We start from the raw sequence: 19736 nt of genomic DNA, 5'->3' as shown, positions 1-19736 counted from the left end.
CAGGAGTTCCCATGAGTTACTACCAGTCCGGCATCCTCGCTGCCCCCGTTCCATCCCAGGCCCGTCATTTGTTCTTTGCTCTTGAGTCCCTTGAGGCATTGCCCCAGGCCCTCGACCAGTTGCTGGCGCGGGTGGATGGCGCCACGGCGGTGGCGGGTTTTGGCGCCTCGCTGGTCAAGGCCCTGGGTGGCCGGGTGCAAGGGCTCAAGGCGTTCCCGGCACTGACCGGCGTTGGTGTCGACAACCCTTCGACCCAGCATGCGCTGTGGGTCTGGTTGCACGGTGATGATCGCGGCGAGCTGCTGCACCGCAGCAACGAGCTGGAGGCGGCCCTGGCCCCGGCCTTGCGCCTGGTGGCGATGAACGAAACCTTCCGCCACAAGACCGGCCATGACCTCACCGGTTACGAAGACGGCACCGAAAACCCCCAGGATGAAGCCGCCGCGGCCGCCGCATTGGCCGAGGGTGAAGACGGCCTGCGCGGTGGCAGCTTTGCCGCGATCCAGCAGTGGCAGCACGACTTCAAGGGTTTTGCCGCGATGCACCAGCAAGAGCGCGACCACATCATCGGCCGGCGCCTGAGCGACAACGAAGAACTGGACGACGCGCCGGAATCGGCCCACGTCAAGCGCACCGCCCAGGAAAGCTTCACCCCGGAGGCTTTCATGGTGCGCCGTTCGATGCCCTGGATCGAAGGTGAGCAGGGCGGCCTGATGTTCCTCGCCTTCGGTCACAGCCTGAACGCCTTCGAAGTCCAACTGCGACGCATGAGCGGCCTGGAAGATGGCATCGTCGACGGTCTGTACCGCATGAGCCGGCCGCTCACCGGTGGCTATTACTGGTGCCCGCCGCTGCACAACGGCCGGCTCGACCTGCGCGCGCTGCAAGCGGCGAAATGAACACCGGGGCCGGGCCGCTGCGCACCGTGCGCTGGGGCATGATCGGTTGCGGCAGCGTCACCGAGCGCAAGAGTGGCCCGGCCTTCTACAAGGTTCCGGGTTCGGCGCTGGTGGCGGTGATGGGCCGCCGCGCCGAGGCGGTGCGCGATTACGCGCAGCGCCACGGCATTGCCCGCAGCTACACCGATGCCCAGGCCCTGATCGACGACCCCGAGGTGGACGCGGTGTACATCGCCACGCCCCCCGACAGCCATTACGCCTACAGCCTGCAAGTGGCCGCCGCCGGCAAGCATTGCTGCGTGGAAAAGCCCATGGCCTTGCATGCCGGGCAGAGCCAGGCCATGCAGCAGGCATTCCAGCAGGCCGGGCTGCACCTGTTCGTCGCCTATTACCGGCGTTCCCTGCCGCGCTTTGCGCAGGTGCGGCAATGGCTGGCGGATGGTCGCATCGGTGAAGTCCGGCACTTGCACTGGAGCCTGAGCAAGCCCGCCTCCGAAGCCGATCGCAGCGGCGCGGCCAACTGGCGGACCGATCCACGGATTGCCGGCGGCGGTTATTTCGCCGATCTGGCCAGCCATGGCCTGGACCTGTTCCAGTACCTTTTGGGCGACATCGTCGAGGTGGCCGGCATCAGCACCCGTCAGGCCGGGTTGTATGCCGCCGAGGACGCGGTCAGCGCCAGCTGGCGCTTCGCCTGCGGTGCGCTGGGCAGCGGCGCCTGGAACTTCGTCGCCGACCGCCGGGTGGACCGGGTGGAGATCATCGGCAGCCTGGGGCGCATCAGCTTTTCCGTGTTCGACGAGCATCCGCTGCAACTTGAAGCCGAAGAGACCCTGAGCCTGGTCATCGACCACCCCGCGCACATCCAGTGGCATCACGTGCAGGGCATGAATGCCCATATCCGCGGTGACGCCGTGCACCCGGCCTTGGCTAGCGAAGCCTTGAAGACCGACTGGGTGATGGATCGGATCCTGCAGCGCGGCTGAGCCAGTGGTGCCGCTCTTTCCGGGCTGTTCGCCAGCAAGCCGGCGCGAGGTCTTTCCTTGGAGCTGGCTTGCCGGCGCAGGCGGTCCCGGGACGGGCATCGCCCACGGAGCATTCAAAAGGTCTTCTTGACGCTGGCCACCCAGGTGGCGCCGCACAGGTCGCTGAAACCGTAGTTGCTGGTGCACTGGCTGCGGGACAGATCGGTGCCGATGTAGCTCAGGCCCAGTTCCAGCCCGGCCATGTCTCGGGTCAGTTTGGCCTCCCACTCGCGGTAGCTGTCATCGCTCTGGCCCGAGGCGCGGATCAGTCGTGGGTCCTTGAAGTCCATCTCGCCATAGCGCAGGTGCAGCCCCAGCTCCAGCGGCAATCGGGTCTCGTAGCCGAGATAGCGGTACAGGGTGCTCTGCTGGCTGTCGGTGCCGGGGGCATCGTTGGAGTAATAGGCCGCGAGCTTGACCCCGTAAACGCTGAGGATGCCGTACACCTCGCTCTGGTTGAACTGCGCTTCCCGGGGGTAGCTGTACTTCAGGTAGCCCAGGTCCAGGCTCAGGTCCTGGCTGGCCTGCCACAGCCAGCCGCCGTAGTAGTCGACCTCCTGACGGGGCTTCAGACCGCCACCGAAGTCGACGTTGGAACTCCAGCTGCCCAGGTACAGGCCGCTGCCATGCAGTAGCGTCACGGCGGCCTGGGCTGCGGGGTCGTTCTGGGTCTGGGAGATGCCGCGGGTGCGGTAGTCGCTGGCCAGGGTCAGTTCCAGTTCCACTGTCAGGTCGTCGGTCAGGGGCAGGGCGTGGCTGGCCGGGGGCAGCAGGCACGCGGCGCCCAGGGTGAGCAGGGTTAGGGGCTTCATGGGGATCCCGTTGTTGTGATTGTTATGGGGGGAAGCGGGCAAGGCGGCGCCGTGCCCCGGCGTCATCAGAGCGCGGGGCAGGCGTTGCAACGGTGGGCGGAGCTCAGAGCGGGCGGTTATAGACCTCGCGACCGGCGAACCAGGTCTGCAGTACCTGGGTTTCATGCAGGGCCTTTTCGTCCACGGCAAACACGTCGCGGTCGAGGACGATGAAGTCGGCCTGCTTGCCGGCCGTCAGTGAGCCGATCTGCTGTTCCAGGCCCAGGGTGCGTGCGGCATTGAGGGTGTAGGCGTAGAACATGGTTTCGCGATCCAGGCGTTCATCAGCATTGAGCACCCCCAGCGGCCCCTGGCGGGTGATGGCCTGGGCCATGGCGTTCCACGGGTTGGGCGAGGACACCGGCCAGTCGCTGGCGCCGGCGATGGTCGCGCCCTGCTTGAGCAGCGAGTGCGCCGGGTACTGGTAGCGGAACGCCAGGGCGCTGACGTAGGGCTTGATCATGTTCGTGGTGTAGTCGTCGGCCGAAGCCCAGAGCAGTTGCATCGAAGCCACCACGTTGAGCGGCTTGAAACGGGCGAATTCCTTGGGGTTGACCATCTGCAGGTGGGTGATGGAGTGGCTGATGCCGCTCTGACGATCCTGGCGTGCCTGCTCGATGCCGTTCAGCGATTCGCGCACCGCGCGGTCGCCGATGGCGTGGATGTGGACCAGCCAGCCGCGCTGGTCGATGGCACTGACCAACTCGCCGAAGTGCGCCGGGTCGATCAGCAGTTCGCCGGGTTTGTGGGAGTTGTTGTAGGGCTCGATCATCGCCGCGCTCTGGGCCGGGTATTCGATCACCCCGTCGGCGAAGATCTTGACGCCCGGCAGGGTCAGGTTGGGGATGCCCTGGAACTGCTGGCGTACCTTGTCCAGGGTGTCGAGGTCGGCGGGGCGGCTACGGGGGTTGGCCACCAGCAGTGCGGCGACATGGGCGGTCAGCCCGTCGCTTTCGGCCAGGGCCTTGTAGGCCGGCAGCACGCCGACGGAGTGTTCGGTGGGCTTGATGGCGAACACCGCTTCGCCGGGGGCGGCGTTGGCGGCGGGGTCCATCCAGGCGGTAATCCCCAGGCTGTTGTTGTAGTGCAGGGCCGATTGCGCAGCGCGCAGCATCTGCTCCGGGCCCGGCGCCGGCATTTTCGCGGCCACCCGGTCCCAGCCGGCGTCCACCAGGAAACCGTTGGGGCGGCCGTCGGGCAGTTGGCCAATGGTGTTGCGCTCGGCCTCGGGCAGGCTCTTGAGCAGGGCGGCGTCGATTCCGGCGCGCTTTAGCATGAAGTCATTGGCCCAGGCGGTATGGTGATCGCTGCCGGTGAATACCACTGGCACGCCGGCCCATTCACCCTGATTGAAACGCTGGCCCAGAGCCTGGGCCTGGGCCCAGTAGGCCGAGCTTATGCCGGCGATGCTGAGTACGTCGGCATGCCGGGCGCTGCCGTCGTCCCGCCAGGCGCGCAGGCGTTTTTCCAGTTCGTCGAGGCTGACCACTTCGTCCTGCAGGTTGGCGCTGGTCATTTCCAGGCCACCGAAGATCGCATGGGAGTGAGTGTCGATCAGGCCCGGCATCAGGGTCTTGCCCCCCAGGTCGACGACCCGGGTGTGGCTGTCGATCAGCGCCTTGATCTCTGGGTCGCTGCCGGTTTGCAGAACCTTGCCGTTCTCCACGGCCAGGGCCTGGACCTTGGGCTGGGCGCGGTCGGCGGTGAAGATCTGGCCGTTGAGCAGCACCAGGTCGGCAGCGGCCATGGCTTCCAACGAGGCAAAACTCATGGCGGCCAGCAGCAGCGTCGGGGTCAATCTTTTCATTGAACATTTCCTTGTTATTGCGTCTGATCGCCAGATTAGGGGCTGCCCGCAGCGGGCAGAACGGCCGATTCACGAAAAACATTTTTGCCTGGATGGAAAAACCATGGACAAGTGGAGTGCCTTGAAGATGTTTGTGGTCACCGCTCAGTTGGGCAGTTTCAGCCGGGCGGCGGAGCAGTTGGGCAAGACCCCGTCGGCCCTGACCAAGGCGGTCAACCATCTGGAGGCCGAGCTGGGTTCGCGCTTGTTCGAGCGCAGTACCCGGCGCATCGTGCTCACCGAAGTCGGCCGGCTCTACCTGGAGACCGCGCGCCAGGTGCTGCAGCGGCTGGAGGAGGTGGGCGAGGAGGTCGAGCAGTTGCAGCACGGTCTGCGCGGCAACCTCAAGGTCACCGCGCCGCTGGCCTACGGACAGGCGTTTCTCGATCAGGTGTGTGACGGTTTTCTTGAGCAGTACCCGCAGATCAATCTGCAGGTGGACCTGTGCGACGAGTTCGTCAACCTGCTGGAAAGCGGCTACGACCTGGCCCTGCGCGAAGGCCATGACGACCTGCCGGGGCTGATTGCCCGGGTGGTCGGGAGCAACCGCCTGGCCCTGTGCGCCAGCCCGGTCTACCTGGCGCGCAAGGGCCGGCCGGTGAACCCGCAGACACTGGAAGAGCATGAATGGCTGCTGTATCGCCACCCCTTGCTCAGCCGGGAGTTCTGGTGGGTCGAGCGCGATGGCCAGCGCCTGAGCCTGCCCCAGCCCCAGGCGCCACGCCTGCGCAGTGACAATTACGACCTGCTGCTGGCCAATGCCCTGGCCGGGCGCGGCCTGCTGCACACTCCGCTGTGGAGCGCCGCGCCGTACCTGGCTGACGGGCGTCTGGTGCAGGTCATGGCCGACTATGAGATCGACCCGGACAGCTTCGGTCCGCACATCCTCGCGGTGTACCCCAGCCACCGGCGGGCGACCGCCAAGGTGCAGGCGTTCATCGACTATGTCGGCGGCTTTCTGGCCCGCCACGGACTGGACTGATTGGCGGTTCTTGTCAGATAAATCCGAGAGGAGTACAAATGTACTCCATGACGACTTTATCTCCCCGCCGCAGTGCCATCCTGACCTTTATCCGCGAACGCATTGCCGATCACGGTCAGCCCCCAAGCCTCGCTGAAATCAGCGAGGCTTTTGGTTTCGCCTCGCGCAGCGTGGCGCGCAAGCATGTGCTGGCGCTGACCGAGGCCGGGTTCATCGAGGTCAACCCGCATCAGGCCCGGGGCATTCGCCTGCTCAACCAGCCACGGCGCCCCGAGCTGCTGGAAATTCCGGTGCTGGGGCGGGTCGCCGCCGGTGCGCCGATTGGTGTCGATGCCGAGATACACGGCCAGTTGTGGCTGGACCCGGGGATGTTCTCCCGCACTCCGGATTACCTGCTGCGGGTCCAGGGCGACTCGATGATCGATGACGGCATTCTCGACGGCGATCTGGTGGCGGTGCGCCGCAGCAGCGAGGTGCGCAACGGCCAGACCGTGATCGCTCGCCTGGATGGCGAGGTGACCATCAAGCGTTTCGAGCGCAAGGGCCAGGGCATCCGCCTGCTGCCGCGCAACCCGGCCTACCAGCCGATCGAGGTCAGCGCCGAGCACGAGCTGTTTATCGAAGGCGTGTTCTGCGGCCTGGTGAGGCCAGGCTGATGGGCGCCGTGGTCGCACTGGATACCCTGTTCAATGGCGGACGGGTATGGAAAGGCCGCCCGGCGGCCGCGCCGGTCAGCCTGCACCCGACGGGGCATGCCGCTCTGGATGCAGTGCTGCCCACGGGCGGTTGGCCGGAGGCGGCGCTGACGGAAATCCTCATCGCCGCCCAGGGCCTGGGCGAGCTGCAGTTGCTGTGGCCGAGCCTGGCGCGGCTGACCGCGGCGGGGGAGCGGGTGGTGCTGGTGGCGCCACCGTTCGTGCCCTATCCCCAGGCCTGGCAGAACGCCGGGGTGGATGTGCGCCAGTTGTCGATCATCCAGGCCGGGGAGCGCGATGCCCTGTGGGCCGCCGAGCAGTGCCTGCGTTCCGGCAGTTGCGGCGCGGTGCTGTGCTGGCCGCGGCAGGTCGACGACCGCGCCCTGCGGCGCCTGCAGGTGGCGGCGGAAAGTGGCCAGACCCTGGCCTTCGCCTATCGGCCCCTGGAGGCTGCGCACAACCCGTCGCCGGCGGCCCTGAGGATTGCCGTGCAGGGCCGCCCCGCACAGTTGCGGGTGCTCAAGTGCCGGGGCGGGCTGGCCCATCCGGCGCCTATTGCCTGGCCCGCCGGGCACTGAGGTTGGCATGCGCTGGGTGTGTATCCTGTTCCCGCAATTGGCGCTGGACGCGGTGTTGCGTCAGCGCGCCGAACCCGAGGCGCCCCTGGCGCTGCTCAGTGGCACCCCGCAGCGCCGGGTGATCCAGGCGGTGAACGGCGCCGCCCGTGAGCTGGGCCTGCGCCCCGGGCAATCGCTGACTGCCGCCCAGGCCCTGACCAAGGCCTTTGCCAGCGCCGAATACGACCCCCGGCAGATCGAGCACTGGCAGCAGTTTCTCGCCGCCTGGGCCTACGGTTTCAGCTCCCAGGTCAGCGTCGCCTACCCACGGACCCTGGTGCTGGAGATCGAATCCAGCCTGGGCCTGTTCGGCCCCTGGCCGCAGTTGCAAGCGCGCCTGCGTCGGGAATTGCAGGCCCTGGGCTTTCGCCATCGGATCGTTGCCGCGCCCAATCCGGCGGCGGCCCGGGTCCTGGCCAATGCCTATGACGGCTTGGCGGTGGCCGATGGCGAGGCCCTGATCGAGGCCCTGGGGTGCATGCCCATCGAGCGTCTGGGGCTGGCCCCGGAGCAGGCCACGGCCCTGTCGCGCATGGGGGTGCGCAGCTTCCAGCAACTGCGGGAGCTGCCCCGGCCCAGCCTGGCCCGGCGTTTTGACGGCCGCTTGCTCAAGCACCTGGATACCCTGCTCGGCGAGCGTCCGCTGGGGCTGGCGTTCTATCAGCCGCCGGACCGTTTCGACCTGCGCATCGAGCTGAATTTCGATGTGCTGTCGCACCAGGCGCTGCTGTTTCCCCTGCGCCGGCTGACCGCCGACCTGGCGGCCTTTCTCTGTGGTCGCGACAGCGGGGTGCAGCGCTTTGCCCTGCACCTGGAACATGCCGAAGGCGCCGACACCCTGATCCCGGTGGGGCTGCTCAGCGCCGAGCGCGACCCGGCGATGCTGTTCGAATTGGCCCGCGGGCGCCTGGAGCAGATCCAGGTGCCGGCGCCGGTACGCAACCTGCGGCTGGTGGCCGAGGACCTGCCGCTGTTCGTGCCCCGGCACACGGAACTGTTCGACGAGCGCCCGCAGCAGAACCTGCCCTGGGAACAGTTGCGCGAACGCCTGCGGGCACGCCTGGGGGATGACGCCGTGCAGGGCCTGGGGCACCGCGCCGATCACCGGCCGGAGCGCAGTTGGCAGGCGCAGAGCGATTCGCAACCGTGCCCGGCCAACCCCGGGTTGCGTCGTCCCGGCTGGCTGTTCACTGAACCCCAGGCCCTGAACGAAGGCAGCGTGCGGGTTCTCATGGGCCCGGAGCGCATCGAGTCCGGCTGGTGGGACGGCGCCGATGTGCGCCGCGACTATTACCTGATCGAAACTGCGGCCGGCCAGCAGGGCTGGGCCTATCGTCAGGTCGGCGAGCCCGGGCCCTTGCTCCTGCAAGGCTGGTTCGCATGAGCGCCTACGCCGAGCTGCACTGCCTGTCCAACTTCAGTTTCCAGCGCGGCGCCTCCAGTGCCGCCGAGTTGTTCCAGCGCGCCAAGGCCCTGGGCTATGAGGCCCTGGCGATCACCGATGAGTGCACCCTGGCGGGAATCGTCCGTGCCTGGCAGGCCTCCCGCGACAGCGGCCTGAAACTGATCGTCGGCAGCGAAATGCAGGTCGAGGACGGCCCGCGACTGGTGCTGCTGGTGGAGGACCTGGCGGGTTACCAGGGCCTGTGCCGGTTGATCACCCGGGCCCGGCGCCGGGCCGAGAAGGGCAGTTATCGTCTGCTGCGCGAGGACTTCGCCGAGCCCTTGCCGGGGCTGCTGGCCCTGTGGCTGACGGGCGCCGGCGAGCCGCTGGCCCAGGGCCGCTGGTTGCAGCAGGTGTTCGCCGAGCGTCTGTGGCTGGCGCTGGAGCTGCATTGCGGCCAGGACGATGCCCGGCACCTGCAACAGCGGCTGGCCCTGGCCCGGCAACTGGGGCTGCCGGCCGTGGCCTGTGGCGATGTGCACATGCACGTGCGCGGGCGCCGGGCGCTGCAGGACACCATGACCGCGATCCGCCATCCCCTGCCGGTGGCCGAGGCCGGGCAACGCCTGTTTGCCAACGGCGAGCGTCACCTGCGCCCCATCGAGGTGCTGCAAGGCTTGTACCCGCAAGTCCTGCTCGATGAATCGCTGGCCATCGCCGGGCGTTGCGTTTTCGACCTCGGCCAACTGCGCTACCAATACCCCCGGGAGCTGGTGCCCGAGGGGCATGACGCCGGGTCCTGGCTGCGGCTGCTGACCCAGCGCGGCATTCTGCGGCGCTGGCCGAGCGGGGCCCGGGCCGAGGTGCTGCAGCAGATCGAGCATGAGCTGCAGTTGATCGGCGACCTGGGCTACGAGAGTTATTTCCTCACCGTGCACGACATCGTCGACTTCGCCCGGCGCCAGCACATCCTCTGCCAGGGCCGGGGCTCGGCGGCCAACTCGGTGGTGTGTTTTGTCCTCGGAATCACCGAGATCGACCCGGACCGCTCGACCCTGCTGTTCGAGCGCTTTCTGTCTCGCGAGCGCAACGAGCCGCCGGACATCGACGTCGACTTCGAACACGAGCGCCGCGAAGAGGTATTGCAGTACGTGTTCCAGCGTTACGGCCGGCACCGCGCGGCGCTGACCGCGGTGGTCAGCACCTACCACGGCGCCGGGGCGGTGCGCGATGTGGCCAAGGCCCTGGGCCTGCCGCCGGATCAGGTCAACGCCCTGGCCGACTGCTGCGGCCACTGGAGCGACACCCCGCCCAGCGTCGAGCGCTTGCAGGAGGCCGGCTTCGACCCCGAGAGCCCGGTGCTGCGCCGGGTCCTGAGCCTGACCGGGCAATTGATCGGCTTTCCCCGGCACTTGTCCCAGCACCCCGGCGGCTTCGTGATTTCCGAGCAGCCCCTGGACCAGCTGGTGCCGGTGGAGAACGCGAGCATGGCCGAGCGCACGGTGATCCAGTGGGACAAGGACGACCTGGACATGGTCGGCCTGCTCAAGGTGGACATCCTCGCCCTGGGCATGCTCAGCGCCATCCGCCGCTGTTTCGACCTGATCCAAGGCTACCGCGGCCAGCGCTACAGCCTCACCAGCATTCCGGCCGAAGACCGCGCCACCTACGAAATGATTGGCCGCGCCGACACCATTGGCGTGTTCCAGATCGAGTCCCGGGCGCAGATGTCGATGTTGCCCCGGCTCAGGCCACAGAACTTCTACGACCTGGTGATCGAGGTGGCCATCGTCCGCCCCGGGCCGATCCAGGGCGGCATGGTTCATCCCTACCTGCGCCGGCGTAACCGTGAAGAGCCGGAAACCTATCCGTCTCCGGAGCTTGAAGGCGTGCTCAAGCGCACCCTGGGGGTGCCGCTGTTTCAGGAACAGGTGATGCAGATCGCGATTGTCGCCGCCGACTACACCCCCGGCGAGGCCGACCAGTTGCGCCGCTCCATGGCCGCCTGGAAGCGCCATGGCGGCCTGGAGCCGCACCGCGAACGGCTGCGCCTGGGCATGCGCAAGAACGGCTACAGCGACGCCTTCGCCGCGCAGATCTTCGAGCAGATCAAGGGCTTTGGCAGCTACGGCTTTCCCGAGTCCCATGCCGCCAGCTTTGCCTTGCTGACCTACGCCAGCTGCTGGCTCAAGTGCCACGAACCGGCGGCCTTCGCCTGCGCCCTGATCAACAGCTGGCCCATGGGTTTCTACAGCCCGGACCAGATCCTCCAGGACGCCCGGCGCCACGGCTTGCAGATTTTGCCGGTGGATGTGAGCGCCAGTGACTGGGACTGCAGCCTGGATGCTGAACAGGGTCAGTCCGGGCAGCCGGCCTTGCGCCTGGGGCTGCGCATGATCAAGGGCTTTCGCCAGGAGGATGGCCTGCGCATCGAAAGCGCCCGCCGGCAGCGGGTCTTTGTCGATATTGCCGACCTGGCCGAGCGGGCCCGGCTGGATGTCCGGGCCCAGGAACTGCTGGCGGATGCCGGAGCCCTGCGGGCGCTGGCCGGGGATCGCTACCGGGCGCGCTGGGAAGTGGCCGGGGTGGAGAAGCAACTGGGGCTGTTCGCCGATCTGCCACGCCAGGAGGAGGCCCCGGTGAACCTGCCTCGACCGAGTGTCGGCGAGGATCTGCAGGCCGATTACCACAGCCTCGGCACCACCCTGGGGCCCCATCCTCTGGCGCTGCTGCGTGCGCAGCTCAAGGCCCGGCGTTGCCGCAGCTCGCGCGACCTGCTGGCGGTGGAACACGGGCGTTCGGTGAGCGTGGCCGGGCTGGTCACCGGACGCCAGCGTCCGGGTACCGCCAGCGGAGTGACCTTCGTCACCCTGGAAGACGAGTTCGGCAACGTCAACGTGGTGGTCTGGCGCGATCTGGCCGAGCGCCAGCGCCGGGTGCTGGTGGGCTCGCAGTTGCTCAAGGTCGACGGCACCCTGGAAAGCGAGGGTGAAGTGCGCCACCTGATTGCCGGGCGCCTGACGGACCTGAGCCCGCTGCTGGATGGCATCAGCGTGCGCAGTCGGGATTTTCGCTGAGGGATCAGGCACTTGCCGCAAGGGTCGGAGCGGCCGGTGGAGCGGCCAGTCAAGAGAATGACGTCAAGCTTTTTTATTCCTTTTCGCAATGATGGCGTTTTGGCATAATCGCCGCCGATGCTGCCCCCTGCATCAAGTTTCACAGCGCCCTGACTGCCCTTGCCCAGCCCGCACAGACCGGGTTTCGGGGCGCGTGCGGCAGGGCGAAAGTGCGTTTAATGGATACTCAAAAAGGAACCTGGAGTGAGATTGATCTCGAAGTTGATGTTGTCCGGCGTAGCACTGGCGGTGCTGGCGGGCATGAGCGGTTGCGCCACTGAAAGCTCCCGCGCCTTGCCGGTGGAAAAGGTCCAGAGCGCCAGCCAGGTGTGGACCGGGGCCCGGGTGCCGATGGCGGTGGGCAAGTTCGATAACCGTTCCAGCTACATGCGCGGGATCTTCTCCGACGGCGTCGACCGCCTCGGCGGCCAGGCCAAGACCATCCTCATCACCCACCTGCAGCAGACCAACCGGTTCAACGTGCTGGATCGCGACAACATGGGCGAGATCCAGCAGGAAGCGGCGCTCAAGGGCCAGGCGCAGAAACTCAAGGGCGCGGATTTCGTGGTCACCGGCGACGTCACCGAGTTCGGCCGCAAGGAAACCGGCGACCGCCAGCTGTTCGGCATTCTCGGCCGTGGCAAGACCCAGGTGGCCTACGCCAAGGTGGCGTTGAACATCGTCAACATCAGCACTTCCGAAGTGGTCTATTCGACCCAGGGCGCTGGCGAGTATGCGCTGTCCAACCGTGAAGTGATCGGCTTCGGCGGCACCGCCTCCTACGACTCGACCCTCAACGGCAAGGTGCTGGACCTGGCCATGCGCGAGGCGGTCAACCGCATGGTCGAGGCCATCGACACTGGCGCCTGGAAACCCGGCCGCTGATCAGCACTGCTAACAGGGAGACGTAAGCATGTTCAAGACAATCACCGCGCGGCCACTGCTGGCCGGCGCCTTGCTGGGCAGCGTTTTGCTGGCCGGTTGCAGCGGGCCGAAGACGCTGTACCAGTGGGAAACCTACCAGGCCCAGACCTACGAATACTTCAAGGGCGAGGAAGCCCGCGAGGCCCAGGTCGAGGCGTTGGAGCGCGACCTGCAGAAGATCAAGTCCACCGGCAGGGCGGTACCGCCGGGTTACCACGCGCACTTGGGCATGCTCTACGCAGGCCTGGGCAAGGATGACCAGATGGTGCAGCAGTTCAATACCGAGAAGGCGCTGTTTCCCGAGTCCGCCTCGTACATGGACTTTCTGTTGAAAAACGCCAAGCAGGGAGCTGCCCAATGAACTTCACCACCTTGCGCAACCTCCTGGGCCTGTTGGCCGTCAGCCTGCTGGTGGGCTGCGCCGCGCCCAAGACCGTGGACTACTCGGCCTACAAGCAGGCCCGGCCGAAGTCGATCCTGGTGCTGCCGCCGCTCAATGAATCGCCGGACGTCAAGGCCACCTACAGCATGCTGTCCCAGGTGACCTTTCCCCTGGCCGAAGCCGGTTACTACGTGATGCCGATTGCCGTGGTGGATGAAACCTTCCGCCACAACGGCCTGACCACCCCGGCGGACATCCATGGCCTGTCGCCGGCCAAGCTCAACGAGATCTTCGGCGCCGACGCCGGGCTGTACATCACGGTCAAGGAATACGGCACCAGCTACATGCTGATCAGCAGTCAGACGGTGGTCACCGCCACCGCCACCCTGGTGGACCTGAAGACCGGCACCACCCTGTGGACCGGCAGCGCCCGGGCTTCCAGCGAGGAAGGCAACAACGGCAACAGCGGTGGCCTGGTGGGCATGCTGATTACCGCCGCGGTGAAGCAGATCATCAACACCAGCACCGACGCCGGGCACCCGATCGCCGGCATCACCAGCCAGCGCCTGTTGTCGGCCGGGCAACGCACCGGCCTGCTGTACGGTCCGCGCTCGCCGAAATACGGCACCGACTGAGGTCCTGACGGGCGGGCAATCCGCCTGTGGCCGGGAGGGCGCCCGCAGGCGTCCTCCCGGACCGGACGGCATCGCCTATCCTGTTCTTTCAGGCTCGCCCCGGATCGGCTGATCCGGGCCGCGGCAATTTCCGTGAAACCATCGGCAAAGGCTGTGCTCAAAGGCTCTGGAGGCTGCGCTGCAATCTCCTGAAAACCCATGCCGTATCACGTTTTTCGCAGAGTCCGTTCATGCCGTTCTTATCAGATCATCACGGGTGCCAGGGGTGGAAAGGCGAGATGGCCGAACGCATCCGGGCGTTCGACTGGTCCGTCACCAGCCTGGGTGCATTGCGCAACTGGAGCCACAGCCTGCGCAGCACGGTGCAGCTGATGCTCGGCTCGCCGGTGCCGATGGTGATGCTCTGGGGCCCGCTGGGCTACATGATCTACAACGATGCCTACGCGGTATTTGCCGGCGGCCGCCATCCCTATCTGCTGGGTTGTGCAGTGGAGCTGGGGTGGCCGGAAGTGGCCGAGTTCAATCGCGGGGTGATGCACACCTGCCTCAGTGGCGGCACCTTGTCCTATCGCAACAAGGAGCTGGTGCTACTGCGCAACGGCGAGCCGGAAAGCGTCTGGCTGGACCTCTATTACAGCCCGGTGGCCGGCGACGACCAGGCGCCGGCCGGGGTGATCGCCATCGTCGTGGAAACCACCGGCCATGTGATTTCCGAACAGCGCCGGCAGGCCGCCGAGGACAACCTGCGGCAGATGGCGCGCAGTCTCGAACAGCGGGTGCTGGAGGAGGTCAACGCGCGCATGGCCGCCGAAGAGCAACTGCGCCAGGCACAGAAGCTCGAGGCCATTGGCGGCCTCACCGGCGGTGTGGCCCATGACTTCAACAACCTGTTGCAGGTGATTGCCGGCAACCTGCACCTGCTGGCCCGGCACGAGCCGGACAACGGCAATGTGCAGCGCCGCACCCGTGCCGCGCTGACGGCGGTGGAGCGGGGGGCCAAGCTGTCGGCCCAGTTGCTGGCCTTCGCCCGGCGCCAGCCGCTGTCACCGGCGTTGTACGATCCCCGGGAACTGGATCAGGGCTTGGCTGAACTGCTGCGACGGGCACTGGGGGAAACCATTCGCCTGCAGGTGCAACTGCCCGCCGAGCCCTGGTGCATCCATGTGGATCGCAACCAGTTGGAGAATGCCGTGCTCAACCTGGCGATCAACGCCCGGGATGCCATGGCCGGCGAGGGCACCATCGGCATCAGCGTGGAGAATCTGCTGCTGGACCGAAGGTTCTGCGCCGGCACGGACCTGAGCCCCGGCCAGTACCTGCGGCTGACGGTGGCCGACAGCGGTGGCGGCATGTCCGCCGAGGTACTGAAGCAGGCCTTCGAGCCGTTCTTCACCACCAAGACCGACGGCCATGGCACTGGCCTGGGGCTGAGCATGGTGTTCGGCTTCGTCAAGCAGAGCGGTGGCCATATCGAGATTCTCAGCCGTCCGGGGCAGGGTACCAGGGTGCAGATGTACTTTGCCCGCAGCGCCGCTCGGCCCGCCTTGTCGGCCGCCGGCCCGGTGCCCCGGGCGAGCGCGGGCCAGGAGCGGATCCTGGTGGTGGAGGACGACACCGATGTGCGTGGCGCCGCGGTGGAGATGCTCAAGCACGAGGGCTATCAGGTGTGCTCCGCGGCCAGCGGCGATGCTGCCATGCAACTGCTGGCGCAGGGGCTGGTGGTCGATCTGATCTTCACCGACGTGGTGATGCCCGGGCAGATCAAGAGCACCGACCTGGCCACCTGGGCCAGGACCCAGGCGCCGCCGGTCGCGGTGCTGTTCACCTCGGGGCATACCCGGGACATGATCTCGCGCAATCATCAGCTCAGCCCGGATACCCACCTGCTGAGCAAGCCCTACGCCCCCGAGGACCTGAGCGCCATGGTGCGCTCGTTGCTGGGGGGCTGAGCCGATTCAGACAGCCGCACCAGGGCCAGCCTCGGGGCGGGTTTGCGTCCCTTCCGATGTCCAACTGCAGGCAGGTTCATGACTTCTTCGTCCCATGTCCCCCGTGATGCCCTGGCGAGTACGCCACCTTCTGAGCGCGACGGTTTTGTCCGGGTGCGCGGCGCCCGCGAGCACAACCTGAAGAATGTCGACGTGGACATTCCCCGGGATGCCCTGGTGGTGTTCTGCGGGGTGTCCGGCTCGGGCAAGTCGTCCCTGGCGTTTTCCACCCTGTATGCCGAGGCTCAGCGGCGCTATTTCGAGTCGGTGGCGCCCTATGCCCGGCGCCTGATCGATCAGGTCGGGGTGCCGGACGTCGATCGCATCGACGGCCTGCCGCCGGCGGTGGCCCTGCAACAGCAGCGCGGCACGCCGAGCACGCGCTCCTCGGTGGGCAGCGTGACCACCTTGTCCAGCCTGGTGCGCATGCTCTATTCCCGGGCCGGCAGCTACCCACCGGGGCAGCCGATGCTCTATGCCGAGGACTTTTCACCGAACACCCCCCAGGGGGCGTGTCCGGAGTGCCACGGTTTGGGCCGGGTCTATGCCGTCGATGAAGCGAGCATGGTCCCCGATCCTTCGCTGACCATCCGCCAGCGCGCCGTGGCCGCCTGGCCGCTGGCCTGGCAGGGGCAGAACCTGCGGGACATCCTGGTGACCCTGGGCTACGACGTCGACATTCCCTGGCGCGAACTGCCGAAAAAACAGCGTGAGTGGATTCTCTTCACCGAGGAAACCCCCACGGTGCCGGTGTACGCCGGGCTGACTCCGGAGCAGACCCGCGAGGCCCTCAAGCGCAAACAGGAGCCGAGCTACATGGGCACCTTCAGCGGCGCCCGGCGCTATGTGCTGCACACCTTCACCCACACCATGAGCGCGCTGATGAAAAAGCGCGTGGCGCAGTTCATGCGCGGCAGCCCGTGCCCACAGTGCGAGGGCAAGCGGCTCAAGCGCGAAGCCCTGGCGGTGACTTTTGCCGGGCTGGATATCGGCGAGCTGGCGCGCCTGCCGTTGCTGCAACTGGCCGAGGTGCTGCGGCCGGGGGCGGCCGCGGCTTATCTGGAGCAGGCCGCCGCCGATGAGCCGGTGCCGAACCATGCCCAGACCCGTGCCGCGCGCCAGCAGCGGCATGTCCAGGGCGCACCGCAGGCGCGGCGCACGCCCAACCTGTCCCCGGAGAAACGCCTGGCCGCGCAACGCATCGCCCAGGACCTGCTGGAGCGGGTCGGCACCCTGACCGACCTGGGACTGGGCTACCTGGCCCTGGAGCGCAGCACGCCGAGCCTGTCTTCCGGCGAATTGCAGCGCCTGCGCCTGGCGACCCAGTTGGGCTCGCAGTTGTTCGGGGTGATCTACGTGCTGGACGAGCCTTCGGCGGGCCTGCATCCGGCGGATGCCGAAGCGCTGTTCCAGGCCTTGCAACGGCTCAAGGCCGCCGGCAACTCGCTGTTCGTGGTGGAGCATGACCTGCAGACCCTGCGCCGTGCCGACTGGCTGGTGGACGTGGGGCCGGCCGCCGGGGAGCGCGGTGGCCAGGTGCTGTACAGCGGGCCGCCGGCGGGGCTGGCGGCGGTCGCGGCCTCACCGACCCGGGCCTATCTGTTCGCCGAGCGGGCCCCGACCCGGCGCACCCCGCGCCAGCCCCGGGGCTGGCTGCGCCTGGAGGGGGTCAGCCGCAACAACCTCAAGGACCTGGATGCCGCCTTCCCCCTGGGTTGCTTCACCGCGGTGACCGGGGTGTCCGGCTCCGGCAAGTCCAGCCTGGTGAGTCAGGCCCTGCTGGAGCTGGTGGGGGCCCATCTGGGCAAGGTGGGCGGCGGCGAGGAGGCGCCGGAGCTGGACCTGGAAGACGACGCGCCGCCGAGCAGCGGCGGTCGGGTCAGTGCCGGCCTGGAGCAGATCAAGCGCCTGGTGCAGGTGGACCAGAAGCCCATCGGCCGTACTCCGCGCTCCAATCTGGCGACCTACACCGGGTTGTTCGATCAGGTGCGCAAGCTGTTTGCCGCCACCCCCGAGGCCCGGGAGCGCGGCTTTGACGCCGGGCAGTTTTCCTTCAACGTGGCCAAGGGCCGTTGCCCGGCCTGCGAGGGCGAAGGCTTTGTCAGCGTCGAGCTGCTGTTCATGCCCAGCGTCTTCGCCCCATGCCCCACTTGTCATGGGGCCCGTTACCACCCCGAGACTCTGGCCGTGACCTGGCAGGGCCTGAACATCGCCCAGGTGCTGCAGCTGAGTGTCGAGCAGGCCTTGCCGGTGTTCGCCGAGCAAGCGGGCATTCGCCGCGCCCTGCAAGTGCTGCGCGACATCGGCCTGGATTACCTGCGTCTGGGGCAGCCGGCCACCGAGCTGTCCGGCGGTGAGGCCCAGCGCATCAAGCTAGCCACCGAACTGCAGCGCAATGCCCGGGGCGCGACCTTGTACGTGCTCGACGAACCCACCACCGGCCTGCATCCGCAGGACGTGGACCGTTTGCTTGCCCAGTTGGACAAGCTGGTGGAGGCGGGGCACAGCGTGGTGGTGGTCGAGCATGACATGCGCCTGGTGGCCCAGGCCGACTGGGTCATGGACATCGGCCCGGGCGCGGGGGACCAGGGCGGCACCCTGGTGGCCTGTGGCACGCCGGAGCATGTGGCCCGGCAGCGCGACAGCCGTACCGCGGCGTTTCTGGCCCAGGCCCTGGCCGGTTATTGATCCAGGGCAGGGTGGGCGACGAACGGTTACCGCTGGTCTGATTAACGGTCGACAGACCCGGGGCGCCAAGGCCATTCTGATCTCCGGCAGGGGCGTCACCACGCCCTTGCTGCCATCAACCACGGAGGTGTTCCATGCCGGTGACCCACGACCTTTACCAGGACCTGAGCTGCAGTAAGGAAGACATTCAGAAACGTCGGGCCAGTGACCCCCATCTGAATGCGCTGTTCGACAAATACAACATCATCGACGATCAGGTGCTCAAGGCCGAAGCGGCGGCTGCTGCCGACGACGAACTGAAGAAGCTCAAGGAAAAGCGCCTGCTGATCAAGGACGAAATCTCCGAGAACCTCACCGCCGGTTCCTGACCTTCCCCCTGTGACAAGGGCGCTTGCTGTAGCAAGAAGGCTTGCTGCGGCAAAGACGCTTGTTGTGGCAAGGAAGCCTGCTGTAGCGAGGGAACCTGCTTGTTGCCCGGGAGCTTGCTTGTGGCGAGGGAGCTTGCTCCCGCTGGGCGGCGTAGCCGCCCTAAAACACCCGCCACACACCTCCAACAAGGCGCGGCGCATCAACTCCCCCCACCCTCAAGGTGCCAGCGCCTCCTGCAACGACAGCCGCGCCATGTGCCTGGCCGTCAGCGACCCCAGGTACAGCGCATCGCCGTATTCGCGCACCGTGGTGATCGGCGAGTAGTTGCCACTGCTGGCGTCCTGCAGGTTGGCGATCACCCGGCCCTGGGTATCCAGGCCCAGCACAAAGCCGCGTTTCTCCACCGGCTTGGGCAATACCGTCATCGCCCGCACCAGCATCTTGCGCACGAAGGGGTAGGGCGCCGTGCCGTCGAGCAACGGGTTGCGTGGTGCATACAGGGCCACCCAGAAACGCCCGGCGCCATTGAAGCTCAAGTTGTCCGGCAGCCCCGGCAGGTTGTCGATGAACAGATCGTGCTGGCCGGCCTGCTCGCCCTTGAGCCAGTAGCGACTGATGCGGTAGGCGCCGGTTTCGTTGACCAGCACATAGGCCTCGTCCGGCCCCAGGGCGACGCCGTTGGCGAACTCCAGGCGGTCTAGCAGGACTTCGGTCTGGCCACTCTGGAAGTCGTAGCGCAACAGACGCCCGTCGGCGCCGTGCTCGATCACCGCCTCGCCGTCATGGCCGTAGCCCCAGCGGCTGCTGGCGTCGCTGAAGTAGGCGTAGCGCCCGGCGGCGTCCACCGTCACATCGTCGGTAAAGCCGAACTTCAGGCCGTTGGCTTCGCTGCTCAGGGGCTGCAATTGGCCCTGGCTGTCCAGGGCCAGCAGGCCCTTGATGGCGTCAGCGATGATCAGGCGTCCGTCCGGGTGCCGGGCCAGCCCCAGGGGGCGGCCGCCGGTGTTGACCAGTACCTTGAGGGTGCTGCCGTCGAGGCGGGTCTGGATCACCCGGCCGTCATGCAGGCCGCTGATCAGCTGGTCCTGTTCCAGGAGCAGGGCTTCGGGGCCGTCGATATCCCGGGCGCCCACCGGTTGCACGGCCTTGAGCTTGTGGTTCTGGGCATAGGTGCCCTGGCTCAGGGAGGGCGCGGGTGCCGGGTTCCAGGCCACCGGCTGGACCCTGGTCGGCCACAGCAGCAAGAAGGCCAGGATCGCCAGCAGCACCAGCAGGACAATCCGTGCCGCGCTGAAACGTCGAGGGGCTATGTGATTCATGCAATGACTCCTGTCG

General features: G+C 67.2%; 16 protein-coding genes. 13 read left to right on the top strand and 3 right to left on the bottom strand.

Annotated elements, in window-relative coordinates; all coding sequences use genetic code 11:
• Positions 1-11 precede the first annotated feature (11 nt).
• On the top strand, positions 12-899 hold the full coding sequence (locus DNK59_RS10920; protein ID WP_110723199.1) for a Dyp-type peroxidase: 888 nt from the start codon (positions 12-14) through the stop codon (positions 897-899).
• Positions 900-916: 17 nt separating this feature from the next.
• Positions 917-1885, top strand: a complete 969-nt coding sequence (locus DNK59_RS10915) for a Gfo/Idh/MocA family protein (RefSeq protein WP_110723350.1) — start codon at positions 917-919, stop codon at positions 1883-1885.
• 113 nt (positions 1886-1998) lie between these two features.
• Here DNK59_RS10915 and DNK59_RS10910 read toward each other — a convergent pair whose 3' ends face one another.
• Entirely contained in the window at positions 1999-2736 is a 738-nt protein-coding gene (locus DNK59_RS10910) for a TorF family putative porin (RefSeq protein WP_110723198.1), read from the bottom strand.
• 103 nt (positions 2737-2839) lie between these two features.
• Complete coding sequence (locus DNK59_RS10905; RefSeq protein ID WP_110723197.1) at positions 2840-4582, bottom strand: amidohydrolase; 1743 nt, start codon at positions 4580-4582, stop codon at positions 2840-2842.
• Positions 4583-4685: 103 nt separating this feature from the next.
• Between DNK59_RS10905 and DNK59_RS10900 the strand changes: the two genes are divergently transcribed.
• The 11 genes from DNK59_RS10900 to DNK59_RS10850 all read left to right on the top strand — a co-directional run bounded on the left by DNK59_RS10900 (position 4686) and on the right by DNK59_RS10850 (position 18400).
• A complete protein-coding gene (locus DNK59_RS10900) occupies positions 4686-5603 on the top strand; it encodes a LysR family transcriptional regulator (protein WP_092313586.1) in 918 nt (305 codons plus the stop codon).
• 38 nt (positions 5604-5641) lie between these two features.
• Positions 5642-6259, top strand: a complete 618-nt coding sequence (lexA, locus tag DNK59_RS10895) for a transcriptional repressor LexA (protein ID WP_110723196.1) — start codon at positions 5642-5644, stop codon at positions 6257-6259.
• On the top strand, positions 6259-6876 hold the full coding sequence (gene imuA, locus DNK59_RS10890; RefSeq protein WP_110723195.1) for a translesion DNA synthesis-associated protein ImuA: 618 nt from the start codon (positions 6259-6261) through the stop codon (positions 6874-6876). Before lexA ends, imuA begins: the two co-directional genes overlap by 1 nt.
• A 7-nt stretch (positions 6877-6883) precedes the next feature.
• A complete protein-coding gene (locus DNK59_RS10885; RefSeq protein ID WP_110723194.1) occupies positions 6884-8299 on the top strand; it encodes a DNA polymerase Y family protein in 1416 nt (471 codons plus the stop codon).
• Positions 8296-11376, top strand: a complete 3081-nt coding sequence (locus DNK59_RS10880) for an error-prone DNA polymerase (RefSeq protein ID WP_110723193.1) — start codon at positions 8296-8298, stop codon at positions 11374-11376. The genes DNK59_RS10885 and DNK59_RS10880 overlap by 4 nt, the downstream gene beginning before the upstream one ends.
• Before the next feature lie 264 nt (positions 11377-11640).
• Complete coding sequence (locus DNK59_RS10875) at positions 11641-12300, top strand: CsgG/HfaB family protein (protein ID WP_167365693.1); 660 nt, start codon at positions 11641-11643, stop codon at positions 12298-12300.
• 28 nt (positions 12301-12328) lie between these two features.
• Positions 12329-12700, top strand: coding sequence for a DUF4810 domain-containing protein (locus DNK59_RS10870; protein WP_092313604.1), 372 nt, complete (start codon positions 12329-12331; stop codon positions 12698-12700).
• Positions 12697-13356: a DUF799 domain-containing protein gene (locus DNK59_RS10865; protein WP_110723192.1), complete on the top strand. Its 660-nt coding sequence runs from the start codon at positions 12697-12699 to the stop codon at positions 13354-13356. The genes DNK59_RS10870 and DNK59_RS10865 overlap by 4 nt, the downstream gene beginning before the upstream one ends.
• A 230-nt stretch (positions 13357-13586) precedes the next feature.
• A complete protein-coding gene (locus tag DNK59_RS10860; protein WP_110723191.1) occupies positions 13587-15305 on the top strand; it encodes an ATP-binding protein in 1719 nt (572 codons plus the stop codon).
• Between the two features lie 78 nt (positions 15306-15383).
• The gene (locus DNK59_RS10855) at positions 15384-18032 is read left to right on the top strand and encodes an excinuclease ABC subunit UvrA (protein ID WP_110723190.1); all 2649 of its coding nucleotides are present in this window, start codon (positions 15384-15386) and stop codon (positions 18030-18032) included.
• Between the two features lie 134 nt (positions 18033-18166).
• Positions 18167-18400: a DUF465 domain-containing protein gene (locus DNK59_RS10850; protein ID WP_110723189.1), complete on the top strand. Its 234-nt coding sequence runs from the start codon at positions 18167-18169 to the stop codon at positions 18398-18400.
• Positions 18401-18616: 216 nt separating this feature from the next.
• On the opposite strand, the gene DNK59_RS10845 is transcribed toward DNK59_RS10850, so the two are convergent.
• Positions 18617-19720, bottom strand: a complete 1104-nt coding sequence (locus tag DNK59_RS10845) for an SMP-30/gluconolactonase/LRE family protein (RefSeq protein ID WP_110723188.1) — start codon at positions 19718-19720, stop codon at positions 18617-18619.
• Between the last annotated feature and the right edge of the window lie 16 nt (positions 19721-19736).

The sequence above is a fragment of the Pseudomonas sp. TKO26 genome (assembly GCF_003225665.1).
GTDB lineage: Bacteria > Pseudomonadota > Gammaproteobacteria > Pseudomonadales > Pseudomonadaceae > Aquipseudomonas > Aquipseudomonas saponiphila.
This window is presented reverse-complemented; position numbering and strand designations above follow the sequence as displayed.